The organism is Dokdonia pacifica (assembly GCF_900188275.1).
Taxonomy (GTDB): Bacteria; Bacteroidota; Bacteroidia; order Flavobacteriales; family Flavobacteriaceae; genus Dokdonia; species Dokdonia pacifica.
The window spans coordinates 1,154,442-1,169,387 of sequence record NZ_FZNY01000001.1; the positions used below are offsets into that span (position 1 = coordinate 1,154,442).

13 protein-coding genes are annotated in these 14,946 nt (G+C 33.9%); 9 read left to right on the forward strand and 4 right to left on the reverse strand.

The features are described from left to right. Window positions 1-31: 31 nt before the first annotated feature. Together mnmG and CHB80_RS05035 are read left to right on the forward strand one after the other, a co-directional pair. On the forward strand, window positions 32-1,909 hold the full coding sequence (gene mnmG, locus CHB80_RS05030) for a tRNA uridine-5-carboxymethylaminomethyl(34) synthesis enzyme MnmG (RefSeq protein ID WP_089370323.1): 1,878 nt from the start codon (window positions 32-34) through the stop codon (window positions 1,907-1,909). Window positions 1,910-1,949: 40 nt separating this feature from the next. After that, a complete protein-coding gene (locus CHB80_RS05035) occupies window positions 1,950-2,780 on the forward strand; it encodes a class I SAM-dependent methyltransferase (RefSeq protein ID WP_089370324.1) in 831 nt (276 codons plus the stop codon). Between the two features lie 59 nt (window positions 2,781-2,839). Here CHB80_RS05035 and CHB80_RS05040 read toward each other — a convergent pair whose 3' ends face one another. Continuing rightward, window positions 2,840-3,403 carry a lipocalin family protein gene (locus CHB80_RS05040; RefSeq protein ID WP_179218086.1) on the reverse strand — a complete coding sequence of 188 codons (564 nt, stop codon included), beginning with the start codon at window positions 3,401-3,403 and terminating at the stop codon, window positions 2,840-2,842. Between the two features lie 339 nt (window positions 3,404-3,742). Between CHB80_RS05040 and CHB80_RS05045 the strand changes: the two genes are divergently transcribed. Next, a complete protein-coding gene (locus tag CHB80_RS05045; RefSeq protein WP_229746897.1) occupies window positions 3,743-4,261 on the forward strand; it encodes an OmpH family outer membrane protein in 519 nt (172 codons plus the stop codon). 100 nt (window positions 4,262-4,361) lie between these two features. Here the strand turns inward: CHB80_RS05045 and CHB80_RS05050 are convergent, their stop codons facing one another. Further along, the gene (locus CHB80_RS05050) at window positions 4,362-4,763 is read right to left on the reverse strand and encodes a DoxX family protein (protein ID WP_089370326.1); all 402 of its coding nucleotides are present in this window, start codon (window positions 4,761-4,763) and stop codon (window positions 4,362-4,364) included. 71 nt (window positions 4,764-4,834) lie between these two features. Further along, on the reverse strand, window positions 4,835-5,980 hold the full coding sequence (locus CHB80_RS05055) for a DNA polymerase III subunit (RefSeq protein WP_089370774.1): 1,146 nt from the start codon (window positions 5,978-5,980) through the stop codon (window positions 4,835-4,837). 168 nt (window positions 5,981-6,148) lie between these two features. On the opposite strand from CHB80_RS05055, the gene CHB80_RS05060 reads away from it, so the two are divergent. The 4 genes from CHB80_RS05060 (at window position 6,149) to CHB80_RS05075 (ending at window position 12,045) form a co-directional block, all read left to right on the forward strand. Further along, on the forward strand, window positions 6,149-7,336 hold the full coding sequence (locus CHB80_RS05060) for a phosphoglycerate kinase (protein ID WP_089370327.1): 1,188 nt from the start codon (window positions 6,149-6,151) through the stop codon (window positions 7,334-7,336). 150 nt (window positions 7,337-7,486) lie between these two features. Next, window positions 7,487-9,295 (forward strand): hypothetical protein, encoded by a 1,809-nt coding sequence (locus CHB80_RS05065; protein ID WP_089370328.1) that lies wholly within the window; start codon window positions 7,487-7,489, stop codon window positions 9,293-9,295. Between the two features lie 153 nt (window positions 9,296-9,448). Beyond that, complete coding sequence (locus CHB80_RS05070) at window positions 9,449-11,044, forward strand: LysM peptidoglycan-binding domain-containing protein (RefSeq protein ID WP_089370329.1); 1,596 nt, start codon at window positions 9,449-9,451, stop codon at window positions 11,042-11,044. 23 nt (window positions 11,045-11,067) lie between these two features. Next, window positions 11,068-12,045, forward strand: a complete 978-nt coding sequence (locus CHB80_RS05075; protein ID WP_179218087.1) for a DUF4837 family protein — start codon at window positions 11,068-11,070, stop codon at window positions 12,043-12,045. A gap of 76 nt (window positions 12,046-12,121) precedes the next feature. Here the strand turns inward: CHB80_RS05075 and CHB80_RS05080 are convergent, their stop codons facing one another. Continuing rightward, window positions 12,122-12,313 carry a Sec-independent protein translocase subunit TatA/TatB gene (locus CHB80_RS05080; protein WP_089370331.1) on the reverse strand — a complete coding sequence of 64 codons (192 nt, stop codon included), beginning with the start codon at window positions 12,311-12,313 and terminating at the stop codon, window positions 12,122-12,124. Between the two features lie 256 nt (window positions 12,314-12,569). Between CHB80_RS05080 and CHB80_RS05085 the strand changes: the two genes are divergently transcribed. Both CHB80_RS05085 and CHB80_RS05090 read left to right on the forward strand, forming a co-directional pair. Next, a complete protein-coding gene (locus CHB80_RS05085; protein ID WP_089370332.1) occupies window positions 12,570-13,439 on the forward strand; it encodes a M23 family metallopeptidase in 870 nt (289 codons plus the stop codon). 1 nt (window position 13,440) lies between these two features. Beyond that, the gene (locus tag CHB80_RS05090) at window positions 13,441-14,928 is read left to right on the forward strand and encodes a GH3 auxin-responsive promoter family protein (protein ID WP_089370333.1); all 1,488 of its coding nucleotides are present in this window, start codon (window positions 13,441-13,443) and stop codon (window positions 14,926-14,928) included. The last annotated feature ends 18 nt before the right edge of the window (window positions 14,929-14,946 follow it).

Consider the following 14,946-nt stretch of genomic DNA (forward strand, 5'->3'; position numbering starts at 1 on the left):
TTGTTGCAAATCTAATGTTCCACGTGAAACAATGAGCCTATTTCAAGATGTATATGATGTGATTGTAGTTGGTGCTGGCCATGCTGGTTGTGAAGCAGCAGCTGCTGCTGCCAATATGGGTAGCAAGACACTGTTGGTTACGATGAATCTTCAGACCATTGCACAAATGTCATGCAATCCAGCAATGGGAGGTATTGCAAAAGGACAAATTGTAAGAGAGATCGATGCCCTTGGCGGGTATAGTGGTATAGTTTCTGATAAAACCGCAATACAATTTAAGATGCTTAACAAATCAAAGGGTCCTGCTATGTGGAGCCCTAGAGTTCAGAGTGACCGAATGCGATTTGCAGAAGAGTGGAGATTGCGATTAGAACGAACCCCAAATCTTGATTTCTATCAAGAGATGGTGAGTGGTCTAATTGTAGAAAAAGAACGGATTGTTGGAGTGCGAACGTCTCTGGGAATTGAGGTAAAAGGTAAGTCTGTTGTTCTTACGAATGGAACTTTTTTAAATGGATTAATTCATATTGGAGACAAACAATTTGGAGGTGGTAGAGCAGGAGAAAGAGCAGCAACTGGAATTACAGAACAACTAGTAGGTTTTGGTTTTGATACAGGTAGAATGAAAACAGGAACGCCACCTAGAGTAGATGGAAGATCTTTAGATTTTTCTAAAATGATCATTCAACCAGGTGATGATATTCCTGAGAAGTTTAGTTACTCTAAAGAGACAAGTCCGCTTACACATCAGCGAGCATGTCATATGAGTTATACCTCTCCAGAAGTACATGAATTACTTAAAGAAGGTTTTGATAGATCTCCTATGTTTAATGGAAGAATTAAGTCTATAGGCCCTAGATATTGTCCTTCAATAGAAGATAAAATTCACCGTTTTGCTGATAAAGATAGACACCAGTTATTTGTTGAACCTGAAGGTTGGGATACTTGTGAAATCTATGTAAATGGATTTTCTACTTCTTTGCCGGAAGATGTTCAATTTAAAGCATTACGTTCTGTAGTTGGGTTTGAAAATGTGAAGTTTTTTAGACCTGGTTACGCCATAGAATATGATTATTTCCCTCCTACTCAGTTAACACACACCTTAGAAACAAAGCTTATAGATGGTTTGTTTTTTGCAGGTCAAATTAATGGAACTACAGGCTATGAAGAAGCTGCTTCTCAAGGATTAATGGCAGGAATGAATGCGCATTTAAAAGTCCATGAAAAGGATCCTTTTATGTTGCAACGTAATGAAGCGTATATAGGTGTTTTAATAGACGATTTAATAACGAAAGGAACAGAAGAGCCTTACCGTATGTTTACATCCCGTGCAGAGTATCGTACGCTATTAAGACAAGATAATGCCGATGAAAGACTCACACCTTTATCCCATAAGGCTGGTTTGGCTTCTCAAGAACGCTTAAAGTTAATGGAAGAAAAAAGAGAAGCTTCTGAAAAATTAGTGAAGTTTTTTGAAGACACAAGTATTCTTCCTGATGAAGTAAATGACATTTTAGTAGAAAGAGGATCTTCTCCTATGAAGCAATCTGATAAAATGTTTAAGGTGTTTTCAAGGCCTCAAATTTATTTAGACGATATCAAGAAATTTAAAAAAGTTGCTGCTTATATAGAAGATAATGCTATAGAAAAAGATGTGTTAGAACAAGCAGAAATTAAAGTAAAATATGCAGGATATATTGAAAAAGAAAAGGCAAATGCAGATAAATTAAACCGTCTTGAGAATATAAAAATCCCAGCAAATTTTGATTACAGTAAGTTAAAATCTCTCTCTTACGAAGCAAAAGAAAAATTAGAAAAAATAAGACCAGCTACTATTTCTCAGGCATCTCGAATTAGTGGAGTTTCTCCTTCGGATATTAGTGTAATGTTGGTGTATATGGGACGATAATTTTATGTTCCACGTGAAACATTAAGCCTTTTTTATATTTATGAAAACGACTATTGAAGTAAAAGATCATTCCGTTTCTGGAGAATTATTTCGCCTAGAGTATGATGCAAAGCTTCATATGTATACCACATCACCAAAACCTTCAAAAGAGAGTTTACCTTCCTATTATGCTAGTGAAGATTATATTTCTCATACAGATGGGAAACGATCATTGTTTGAAAAAATGTATCAGGTGGTAAAAGGAATTACGCTTTCGCGAAAGCAAAAACTACTCCATTCTTATTTACCTCAAAAAGGATCTCTTTTAGATATCGGAGCAGGCACTGGTGATTTTTTAGAATATGCAGCCGCAAAAGGATGGACAGCTTCTGGAGTAGAGCCAAGCGAAAAAGCAAGATCATTAGCAAAACAAAAAAATGTTACTCTTATTGAAGAATTGCCAGAAACTTCAAGTGGATACGATGCTATTACAATGTGGCATGTACTAGAACATGTATATGATTTAAAAACACAAATTCGTTGGATTAAAAACAACTTGAGTAGGGAAGGAGTGCTTTTTGTAGCTGTTCCCAATTTTGAATCTTATGATGCATCTTATTATAAAACTGATTGGGCTGCTTATGATGTGCCTAGACATTTATATCATTTTTCAAAAAAATCAATTGAGCTGTTATTTGAAGAACAAAACATGTCTGTAAGAGCAATACACCCTATGAAATTTGATGCCTATTATGTGAGCTTGCTTTCAGAGAAATATAAAACAGGAAAAATGAAATTTTTAAATGCTTTTTGGAATGGATGGCGTTCGAATCAAAAAGCGAGAAAAACAAGAGCTTATTCATCACTTATTTATGTGATAAAGCATCAATAGTAAAAATAAGACACAAAAAAAGCCGCTCATAAAGCGGCTTTTATTTTTTTAATAAAAGTTTATTGTCTAGTTAATACGATTTCACTAGTAAGGTTAACGCTAACTGTAATTCCTTCCTGTGTTACTTCTTCAGATACATCTTGACCTAATCGTAAAGTAGTTTCTGTTAATTCAAGAATAGTAACATCATTCATAGTCATATCTTCAGTAAGAGGGAAATCAATATCTACATCAACAATACTTCCATCTACAGAAAGGATGTTTCCATTTCGCTCCCATGTTCCTTCTCCTTCAAAATTATCTACAGAAGAAGTTTCTGTTTCAGTCATTCCATTTACATCAAAATTAACGACAACATCATAAGAACCTGAACTTCTATATTCATTAGGAGACTCTGTAAATTCGATTTCAAGATCTAAATTTTGACCTACTCCGTCAAAAGAAGTGTTTATAGGCTCTCCTAATAATTCAAAACTAGTAGCTCCTTCATATTCTAAAGAAGTAACTGTCCAAGTTCCTACTAAACTAGCAGAAGTATCATTGTTTGAATCATCATCAGAGCTACATCCTACGAAAGAAGTAATAACTAATAATGCAATACATAATTTTCCAATTCTGTTCATAATTTTTTTGTTTTTTAGATTGTTTGAATTTTGAATCGGCAAATAAAGCAAAAAATTATCATACATGCATAGATTTCTTATGATTTGCCTTAAATAATTTCAAATATGTATTCATAAACTTAAAATAAGCCGTTTTAAGCGCTTTTCTTTCACAAAGTGCTATACTATCATTTACTTTTTTTTATTCTTTACTAGAAATAAGCTTGGTAAATCAATTTTAATAATATTAACTTATTGATTATCATGATTTCTATAGATTTTACTTATACATTAAGATTTTTGCAATTTTTAACCTCAACCAATTCAAACTTTTTATTTTTGCCGCAAAACATACATACCATGAAAAAAATAGGAATCTTAGTTGTCGTTGCCTTTTTATCTATTGCATGCCAAACTGAAAAAACAGCATTTGTAGATACAGAAACGCTATTTAAAGATTATGACGAACTTAATGATGTAAAAGAGCGTTACACAAAACAAAATGATGCAATTCTTAATGACTTAGAAGTAAAAATTCAAGCGTTTGAAATAAAACAAAACTTATTTCAAAAAAATGGACCTTCTATGTCTCAAAAAAAGCAACAAGAAAAATATAATGAACTTGCTGCTGAAGCACAGCAATTACAGCAAGAACGCCAATTGCGTTTAGGAAAACTTCAAGCAGATAGCCAGGGATCAATAGATAGTTTACTTACTAAAGTAAAAGATAAAGTAAAAGAATATGGAAAGACTAATGGTTATACATATATCTATGGTAGTAATGATGCCGGAAGCGTTATGTACGGAAAAGAAGAATTGGATATAACTGATAGTGTTTTAAAACACCTTAATGATGCTTATAAAGCTTCTAAAGAGTAGTTTATACATGTCATAATACATACAGCGATGAATCTCTTCATCGCTTTTTTTATGCTTAATTTTAAATTTTACAAGTATAAACTGTGATTTGCAACTGTTTTTAATGATTAGATAATAACCATACTCCAAAAATAACGACTATAAAGTAACCTACTATTGTAAAAGCACCTGCATAATCTTTTGCAATTCGTTGCCCAAATAATAACATTAATAATGTAATTGCACCCGTGATAGATCCGTATAATCCCATCATTGGATTGTTGTTTATAGCAAGTTGATAAATACCTATTCCAGCAAGTACAGATGCAAGTAAATCTAAGACCACTAAAACACCTACTAAAAGGGGGACCATGCTTCCTAAAAATGTTTCTTTAAAATGACTGTTTAACCAAGCTATTTGACCTTTCCAATCAAATACTTTATCGAGTCCAGATTGTAAGAAAGTGATAATAATAAATAGTAAAATTAAAATCTCAGTAATATTAGGTAGTAAATAGTCCATATATTGTATTTTGTAAAACTAAATATATTTTTAGAGAATTCTAAAAATAATATAACTCATTGATTATATCGTTATTTACGATGAAGTAGTCGTGTTAATTTTATAGAAAGATCCGATAAAATAATACGAGCATTACCATTGCGTTCTATGTGATATGATGCATCTTGAAGCTCAGAAATGATGTCCATAATGTTATTTCCATGCACAAAAGGGGCAAATTTTCGAAGGTCAAAACCTGTCTTTGGTTCAAGATATACAAGCGTCTCTGTTTTGTAATTTAAGAGCATCGCTTGACGGAAAAATTGCACACAATAATTAAGGAAATTTTTCTGTGTTTCTCGACCCGTTTTTGCAATCATTTCACTCCAGTCTAATAGCCCAATAACAGACTCTTTTTTGCCTTTGGCCATAAAAGCAGTTCGAACCCAAGTAATAAACCATTTTTCAAATTGTACATCGTCTCCATCTTGACGCAAGATGTGTAATGCGGTATTATAATCCCCTTGAGCTTGATGTGCTATTTTTTGTGCTTCTTTAGGATCAGATTGCTGTTTGGTTATAAGTGCATTTGCAAGATGAGCTTCACTTATTGCAGGAAAATGCAATACCTGACATCTAGATTTGATCGTATCTATAATCTGATCTTCATTTTCTGTAATAAGAATAAATAGTGTTTTAGATGGTGGTTCTTCTATAAGTTTTAGAAGTTTATTTGCTGCTGCGGTATTCATTTTTTCGGCCATCCAGATAATCATCACTTTATAACCTCCTTCATAAGCCTTTAACGCAAGTGATTTATTAATATCTATAGCCTCATCTACACCTATTTGCCCTTGTTTTTTTTCTATATCTATATGTTTGTGCCATTCGAAAAGATCACCATAGGAGTTTTCTTTAACAAATGACCGCCATTCGGCAGCAAAATGACTAGATACAGGATGGCTTTTTACAGAGCTTGTTGTAGCTACGGGAAATGCAAAATGTAAATCAGGATGTGCCAGTTGCTCAAACTTAAGATTACAAGAGGCATTACCTCCAGAATTTTCACCATTTGTATTTAAACATAAAATATATTGTGCATAGGCAATAGCCATAGGTAAAGTGCCTGATCCAGCCCTTCCTACAAAAAGCTGAGCATGCGCAATACGACCTGCATCCACACTTGTGGTAAGGTGATTTTTAATAAAATCTTGACCGATAACGTTTTCGAAAAGCATATGTGTCAAATATAAAAGAAATGTAACGTATATAAAGGCTCTAACTACTATATTTGCTAGTAAACTACATTGGAGCAACTCCATAAGCTAGTTTAAATAAAAATCATTTGATTGCAAGGCAGGCCTTGTAATTTTTAAATCTCGATGATCGAGTAAAATTAATGAGTAATGAAGACAGTAGACCACTTCAATTTTGAAAATAAAAAAGCATTAATACGCGTAGATTTTAATGTACCATTAGATGACCAACTTCAAGTAACCGATACTACAAGGATTGAAGCTGCAAAACCTACCATTTTAAAAATTCTAGAAGATGGGGGAGCTGCAATTTTAATGTCACACCTTGGAAGACCGAAAGCACAAGAAGATGAATTTTCTATGAAGCACATTTGCAGTAAGGTTTCTGAAATTATTGGTGTAGAAGTTATATATGTATCTAATTGTATAGGTGAAGAGGCTATTCAAGCTGCCCAAAACCTAGAGATGGGTCAGATTTTATTACTTGAGAATCTTAGATATCACGATGAAGAGAAAAAAGGGGATATTGCTTTCGCGAAAGCGTTATCAGAACTAGGAGATATTTATGTAAATGATGCCTTCGGTACAGCACATAGAGCACACGCATCTACAACAATTATTGCTCAGTTTTTTCCAGAAAACAAATGCTTTGGAAATTTACTTTCTAAAGAAATAGAAAGTTTAGATCGTGTATTAAATAATAGTGAAAAACCAGTTTTAGCAATTTTAGGAGGAGCTAAAGTATCATCAAAAATTACAGTGATTGAAAACATCCTTGATAAAGTAGATGCTATGATCATAGGTGGCGGGATGGCTTATACATTTATTAAAGCTCAAGGAGGATCTATAGGAAATTCTATTTGTGAAGATGATAAAATGCCACTTGCTTTAGACATATTAAAAAAAGCCGAAGAGAAAAATGTGACGATTCATTTACCTATAGATGTATTAGCTGCAGATGATTTTTCTGAGGCTGCAAACACAAAAGTGATCGCTATTAATGAGATTCCTGACGGATGGCAAGGCTTAGATGCAGGGCCAGGTTCTGTTCAAGTATTTGATGCTGTTGTTCAGAAATCTAAAACTATTTTATGGAATGGTCCTTTAGGTGTTTTTGAAATGGCCCCTTTTGCAGGAGCTACTATTGCACTTGGAAATAGTATTGCAGAAGCTACTAAAAATGGTGCCTTTTCTCTCGTTGGAGGTGGTGATAGTGTTGCAGCAGTAAAGCAATTTGGCTTTGATAACAAAGTAAGTTATGTGTCTACTGGAGGTGGTGCTATGTTAGAAATGTTAGAAGGAAAAACATTGCCTGGTATTGCTGCTATTTTAGAATAAAAACGATCAAAATTTATAAAGTTAAAAAGAAAGCTGCCTAACTAGGCAGCTTTCTTTTTTATGATAATAAAGTATATTAATACGCAACCATAATTAAGTTTATGGGTCTTTATAGTATAGAAGAATACTAACGATCTCATTCAATCAATTATGAAAAACTATATTAAATTTTTTTTATTCTTAGTGTTTGTAGGAGTAATATCCTGTTCTGATGATGATGTTTTACCGGATGATGCAAATAACCCTATAGAAGGAGAAACACCCGATGCTTCTAATTTTTCTGAGAATTTTGGAGCAGAAATAAGCCGAGATTTTATAGGTCGTATAATTGATATAAACAGTATTCCTATTCCGGATGTACAGATAACGATAGGTTCGAGTACAACGACAACAGATGTAAATGGCATTTTTATTATTGATAATGCTACCGTTTTTGAGCGCTTTGGGTATATAAAGGCTACAAAGCAAGGATATATTCATGCTTCTAGAAGTGTTACACCTACAAATGGAAGAAACAGCATCACCATTATGATGCTTGAAGAAACGGTATCTGGAACTACCTCAAGTGGAGAACAAGCACTTATTGATAATGGAAATGGCGCTTCTGTATCACTTTCAGGCGCTTATGTAAATGCAGATGGCGAGGCTTACGAAGGAAGTGTACAGGTAATATTACATCACTTAAACCCTACAGACGAAACCGTTAATCAACAAATGCCTGGGATGCTTTATGCACAAGATTCGGATAATAGAGAGCGTGCATTACAAACCTTTGGAATGCTAGCTGTTGAGTTAAGAGGTGAAAATGGAGAAGATCTTAATCTTGCCGATGATACAACAGCAGAAATCACAATCCCTCTAGATGCTAGCTTATTGACAGATGCCCCTCCTACAATTCCATTATGGTATTTTGATGAAGATAAAGGATATTGGATTGAAGATGGTATAGCCGTCCTTCAAGGAAATACATATGTAGGAACAGTATCTCATTTTTCTTTTTGGAATTGTGACATTCCAACAGAAGCTTATGTTGTGTGTTTTAATGTTGTAGATGACCAAGGAAATCCCTTTTCATATCAAACAATAAAAATAACAAGTACTGTATATGGATCAACATATGGTGCTACCAATGCACTAGGAGAAGTCTGTGGATTCGTTCCAGCCAATGAAACATTAGTTTTAGAAGCTTTTACAGCAAACTGTGAAAATTCTGCAATTCATATTCAAAATGTTGGTCCATTTACGGAAGATACTACAGTAAATATAGTCGTTACCTTTGAAAATGAGGAAATTTCAGAAGCTATTACTGGTGTATTAAATGATTGCGATAGTAACCTAATTAATAACGGATATGCAATTATTACATATGGAGCAAGTGAACAGGTAGTAGGAGTTACAAATGGTGCTTTTGATACTTCATTTATTCGTTGTAATGATAATTTAAATTATACGATACAAGGATTTGACTTAGATAATCTTCAACAATCTGATATTTTCTCCTATACATTTACAACTCCCTCTTCTAATGCAGGAACGATACCTGTATGTAATGACTTGGATGAATTTATTGAATATTCTATTGATGATGGAGCTCAAAGTTTACTTATTACTTCAAATATTTACGCCGTTTTAACAGACCTTTTAGTAGCAGATGTCCCTACATTAATTATTAATGGTTCTGAACCAACATCCAACAACGGTATATTTATGTACGGTCAATTAAATCCAGCCCCATATATTGGAACCTACGATTATTTAGATTTTAATGATTTAGAAAATGACAGAGGGTTTGATATTTCTGAATATCTAGGTCAAATGGATAATAATACCATTTTATATACTCTTGAAAATTTTGGAAATGTGGGGCAATACATTGACATTACATTTTCAGGAACCTATGATAATGATTCAGGAACACATACTATTACAGGAACTATTCATGTATTAAGAGATGAGTAAGGTGATATACCCTTATTTAAGAAAAAAGCCACTTTGTTTAGTGGCTTTTTTTCTGTCTTTACAGTCGTATTTTGAGATCACTTATGAATAAACACCTATATTTGAAGAACACACAATTCATACGAATTTTGTAATACCCTCGTTGTAAAAACTATGAGATTACTTCATATATATACCCTTGTTGGATGTTTGTTGGTTTCCGCTTTCGCGAAAGCGCAAGACACCTTATCCTATGAGACGTTTAAGAAAAATAATAAAGAACGTGTGGGTCTAGAAAGAGATACCATTACGATTATAGATTCTATTACGACCACTTCTTTTGTAAACGAAATAGATAAAGTAGAACTTAAAACTCTTTCAAGAGACTCTGTAGTCTTTAAACTGGAAGATGAGCCGCTTGCAGCACGCCTTGATTCCTTGTGGCGTCATGAGTTAGCTCGCATGGATTTGTATGATTCCATCACTAATATGGTTCAAGGATTAGAATACAAAGAAGAGGTGTACTTAGATTTACCTACAGATACCCTAAAAAAACGGCTTGCACTTATAAATGAAAGAACTCCTTTTAATGTTGGATATACAGCTTCTTTAGAAAGCGTAATAAAAGGCTATTTAAAGCGCCATAAACCAAGTATGGAGCGCCTTATGGAGATCAGTCAGTTTTACTTCCCGATGTTTGAAGAGACCTTAGATAAATATGATATTCCATTAGAGATGAAATATCTTGCTATTGTAGAGTCGGCATTACGACCACGTGCAAAATCTAGGGTAGGAGCAACAGGCTTATGGCAATTTATGTTTAGTACAGGAAAGATATATGGTCTTGATGTAAATTCTTATGTAGATGAGCGTATGGATCCTATAATGGCTACCGAAGCTGCGTGTCAATATCTTTCAAAACTCTATGAACTTTTTGGAGATTGGGATCTTGCTTTGGCGTCTTATAATTCTGGACCAGGTAATGTGTCAAAAGCGATTAGACGTAGTGGAGGGTATCAAAATTATTGGAATATCCGTAATAATCTTCCACGTGAAACCGCAGGATATGTACCAGCTTTTCTAGCAACGATGTATCTTTTTGAATATGCAGATGAGCATGGATACCAACCCAAGAAAGCTCCAGTAAATTACTTTGAAACAGATACAGTACACGTAAAACAGTTAATCACCTTAGAGCAAGTTGCTAAAATTACAGGTGAGCCACTAGAGGTGATACAGTTTTTAAACCCTTCTTATAAACTTGATATTATTCCCGTTGTAAAAGATGAGAAGTATTACTTGAGACTTCCAGTGGAAAAAATAGGACCTTTTGTACAGAATGAGGAGGAGATATACGCTTTCGCGAAAGCGGAAATAGATAAAAGAGAAAAACCATTACCAAAATTTACAACCTCCAGTAGCCAGGTGCGATATCGCGTGCGAAGTGGTGATTATTTAGGGAAAATAGCCAATAGATATGGAGTGCGAGTAAGTCAAATAAAAAAATGGAATAACCTTAAATCTAATAATTTAAGAGTGGGACAACGCTTAACAATATATCCTCGTAAGCCTGTTACTTCTTCCAGTTCTTCGAGTAGTGCAAAAACAGTAGTAAATAATGGGAAAAAGGTATATACTGTAAAGCAGGGAGACTCTTTATGGAAGATTGCAAATAAATTTCCAGGGGTTAGTGTAAGTAATATTAAAGTTTGGAACGATATTAGCGGTACTAATTTAAAACCGGGAATGAAACTTATTGTTTCAAAATAAGGACATTAAAAACGTATGATATCATGAAAAAATTACTCGTAGCCATTCTCTTTTTAGGAGTTTTTATTTCTTGTGAAAAAACTTCAAAAAAGCCATCATTAGAGGGATCTGTAGGAAATACTAATACTATAAAAATGGTTGTAGATAAGGATCTATGGCAAGGACGTGTAGGAGATACATTGCGTAGTATCTTAGCAGCTCCAGTAGATGGATTACCAAGAGAAGAACCTCTTTTTACCCTAGATCAAATAACTCCAGATAAGTTTACAGGTTTTGTATCTAAAAGCAGAAACTTTCTTTCTACAAAACTAGGAGAGCCTTCTAGCTTTTCTATAGAAGAAGATGTAACAGCAAGAAGGCAAACAGCAGTGATGATTTCTGGAGAAGATGAAGATGCTATTATTGAAGTTTTTAAAACAAATAAAGATAAAATTATAGAAGCTTTTAAAACGCGAGAACTTAAAAATACACAAGCACGTATACGAAGCTCTCTTAAAAAAACAGACTCTTTAAAAGCTACTTTTGGAGTCAATATGCGTTTTCCTACAGCCTATGATTATGTAAAAAAAGAAAAGAATTTCTTTTGGATGCGTAAAGAAATAAAAAGAAGTGGAAACATGAATATTACAGTATATGAGGTACCACTTCACGCAATAGATCAAGATACTTTTTCTGTAGCACGTATAGTACGTATGAGAGATTCTGTTTCTGGGGCTAATGTTGGTTTAAATCAAGGTCGTTTTGTAACAGAACTTTCTCTTGCTCCTCAATTATTTGAATCAGAAATAGATGGTCGTTTTGCTTGGGAAATGAAAGGAACTTGGGAAGTAAGAGATGGCAGGCTTATGGCTGGACCATTTATAAACTATGCTATACGTGATGAAAAAAATAATAGATATGTTGTGGTAGAAGGGTTTATATTTTCTCCCTCACTAGATCAACGTGATAATATGTTTGAACTAGAAGCAATTATAAAATCTACCCGTTTTTTAGACAAGTAAGATTTTTTCGTAAATACATAAACTTAAAAAGCCCAATGTTTTTACATTGGGCTTTTTGATTATACTGTAATTAAGATTATTTTTTCTCTTCTAATTTAGAGTCTCCATCTTCATCTTTGGAAGCTTTTTTAAATTCTTTAATACCGCCTCCAAGGCCACGCATCATTTCTGGTATTTTTTTACCTCCAAAAAGTAATAAAATAGCTAAAACAATAAGACCTATTTGCCAAGGTCCGACCATACCTAAAAATATACCTAAAAAATTCATGTCTTTAATTTTAGAATAGCAAAGATACTAAAGAAAAATGATGGGGCAGTAGTATAGAGGCATTTTTAACCTAGATTATGCCTTAGAATCTCGCAATGAAGACATGAAGTGTAAAAAAACAACATAGTTTCTATGTGTAAAAATGGTCTTGCTATAGCTAAACTTGGAAATATAATGAAGATATCTATTCTACAGTAGTTCGCATCTAAAAATACCTGCCTAGGATTATACTTTAGATGGTTATATTTGCAAGCATATGTCACGTAAAAAAGGCGAAAAAAAAGCAATAGCACAAAAACTCCTGCATAAATACAGGCTTGTTATCTTAAATGAAGACACGTTTGAAGAACGTATATCTTTTAAATTGACAAGGCTTAACGTATTTATTTTGGTGGGAATTTCTGCTATTATACTCATTGTACTCACTACGTTACTTATAGCATTTACCCCTTTACGTGAATACATTCCAGGCTATTCTAGTAAAAAACTGAAATCACAAGCCGAAGAGTTATTAATAAAAACAGATTCTTTAAAAACAGTAATAGCCATTAATGAACAGCAGTATGCTTCTATACGCAAAGTACTAACGGGAGATATAAAAACAATAGAGTTTGACAAAGACTCTATAGAAGGTGTTATTAACTCTGAAAACGATGATATTACAATTCAGCCATCTAAAGAAGATTCATTGCTTAGAGCCACTGTAGAAGAGCAGGATAAATATAATCTTTTTGAAACCGCTACTAGATCGGCAGATTTTGCACTCTTTCCTCCTGTAAAAGGGCTTATTAGTTCTAAATATGATAGTGCTACAAAACATTATGCTGTAGATATTGTCACAGAAAAAGACGAACCTGTAAAAGCAGCAGCAGATGGTACAGTTATTTTTGCGTCTTGGACAGCAGATACAGGTCATGTAATTATTATAGAACATCAAAATAATTTAATTACTGCATATAAACACAACGCCTCTTTGTCAAAACAACAAGGAGATCTTGTAAAAGCAGGAGAAGTAATCGCTATTGTTGGTAATACGGGAGAATTAACAACAGGACCGCATTTACATTTCGAATTATGGAATAATGGATATCCCATAAATCCAACCAACTATATAGATTTTAAATAAGATGTCTCTTAAATCGTTTGCAGCAAAAATATTCGCAAAGCGTATACAACGCAAAATAGATGCTTGGGCTTCCAATCCTATAGTAACGCAAGAAAAAGTCTTTAAGTCGCTTATAGATGCAGCACAATATACAGCATTTGGAAATGATCACCACTTTGATAAAATTCATTCTCATGAAGACTTTGTACGTGAAGTACCTATAAGAGATTATGAAGCACTTCGTCCATATATAGATCGTGTCGTTGCAGGAGAATCAGATGTTGTATGGCCAGGAAAACCCTTGTACTTTGCAAAAACATCGGGTACTACATCTGGCGCAAAATACATCCCACTTACCAAAGATAGTATGCGTACACATCCAGATACAGCACGCAACGCAATTTTATGCTATATCGCTGAAACTGGAAAAGCAAGCTTTGTAGATGGGAAAATGATTTTTTTACAAGGAAGTCCTGAAGTAGAAGAAAAAAATGGCGTTAAAGTAGGAAGACTTTCAGGTATTGTAGCCCATTATGTTCCTAATTACCTTCAAAAAAACAGACTTCCGAGTTGGGAGACTAATTGTATTGATGACTGGGAAACAAAAGTAGATGCTATTGTTGATGAAACAATAGATAAAGACATGACAATTATAAGCGGTATTCCTTCATGGGTACAGATGTACTTTGAGAAGCTTATAGAGAAGTCAAATAAGCCTGTAGGGACACTTTTTAAAAACTTTAACCTCTTTATATACGGAGGTGTAAATTATGAGCCTTACCGCGCAAAATTTGAAAATCTTATAGGGCGTCGTGTAGATAGTATAGAATTGTATCCTGCTAGTGAAGGTTTTTTTGCATTTCAAGATAAGCAAGAAGAAAAAGGGATGCTTTTACAATTAGATAATGGAATTTTTTACGAGTTTATAAAAGCAGATTCCTTTTTTGAAGAAAACCCTCAAAGAATCACTCTTAAAGATGTTGAGGTGGGCGTAAATTATGTGATGATTATTTCTACTAGTGCAGGCTTATGGGGATATAATATTGGTGATACCGTTATATTCACTTGTGTAAAACCATATCGAGTTCTTGTTTCGGGAAGAATTAAGCATTTTATTTCGGCATTTGGAGAGCATGTTATTGGAAAAGAAGTAGAGCAAGCATTGCAAGAAGCTATTAATGGAACTGCTATTCGCATCAATGAATTTACGGTAGCTCCACAAATAACACCAGAAGAGGGATTGCCGTATCATGAATGGTTTATAGAGTTTGAAAATGAAGATGGAGATGTGTCCGCTTTCGCGAAAGCAATAGACGCCTCCTTACAATCTCAAAACTCATATTACTATGATCTTATTGTTGGAAAAGTGTTACAACCGTTGAAAATATCCAAAGTAAAAGAAGGGGGATTTAATGAGTATATGAAATCTATAGGCAAACTAGGAGGGCAAAATAAAATCCCAAGACTTTCTAATGATCGTAAAATCGCAGACAGATTACCGATTATTTAAGTATCTTTGAACTTTAAT

What these genes read in the sequence shown, in the direction of transcription:
- mnmG (WP_089370323.1), top strand. Translation starts at nt 32, where the DNA reads ATGAGCCTATTTCAAGATGTATATGATGTGATTGTAGTTGGTGCTGGC.
- CHB80_RS05035 (WP_089370324.1), top strand. Translation starts at nt 1,950, where the DNA reads ATGAAAACGACTATTGAAGTAAAAGATCATTCCGTTTCTGGAGAATTA.
- CHB80_RS05040 (WP_179218086.1), bottom strand. Translation starts at nt 3,403, where the DNA reads ATGAACAGAATTGGAAAATTATGTATTGCATTATTAGTTATTACTTCT.
- CHB80_RS05045 (WP_229746897.1), top strand. Translation starts at nt 3,743, where the DNA reads ATGAAAAAAATAGGAATCTTAGTTGTCGTTGCCTTTTTATCTATTGCA.
- CHB80_RS05050 (WP_089370326.1), bottom strand. Translation starts at nt 4,763, where the DNA reads ATGGACTATTTACTACCTAATATTACTGAGATTTTAATTTTACTATTT.
- CHB80_RS05055 (WP_089370774.1), bottom strand. Translation starts at nt 5,980, where the DNA reads ATGCTTTTCGAAAACGTTATCGGTCAAGATTTTATTAAAAATCACCTT.
- CHB80_RS05060 (WP_089370327.1), top strand. Translation starts at nt 6,149, where the DNA reads ATGAAGACAGTAGACCACTTCAATTTTGAAAATAAAAAAGCATTAATA.
- CHB80_RS05065 (WP_089370328.1), top strand. Translation starts at nt 7,487, where the DNA reads ATGAAAAACTATATTAAATTTTTTTTATTCTTAGTGTTTGTAGGAGTA.
- CHB80_RS05070 (WP_089370329.1), top strand. Translation starts at nt 9,449, where the DNA reads ATGAGATTACTTCATATATATACCCTTGTTGGATGTTTGTTGGTTTCC.
- CHB80_RS05075 (WP_179218087.1), top strand. Translation starts at nt 11,068, where the DNA reads ATGAAAAAATTACTCGTAGCCATTCTCTTTTTAGGAGTTTTTATTTCT.
- CHB80_RS05080 (WP_089370331.1), bottom strand. Translation starts at nt 12,313, where the DNA reads ATGAATTTTTTAGGTATATTTTTAGGTATGGTCGGACCTTGGCAAATA.
- CHB80_RS05085 (WP_089370332.1), top strand. Translation starts at nt 12,570, where the DNA reads ATGTCACGTAAAAAAGGCGAAAAAAAAGCAATAGCACAAAAACTCCTG.
- CHB80_RS05090 (WP_089370333.1), top strand. Translation starts at nt 13,441, where the DNA reads ATGTCTCTTAAATCGTTTGCAGCAAAAATATTCGCAAAGCGTATACAA.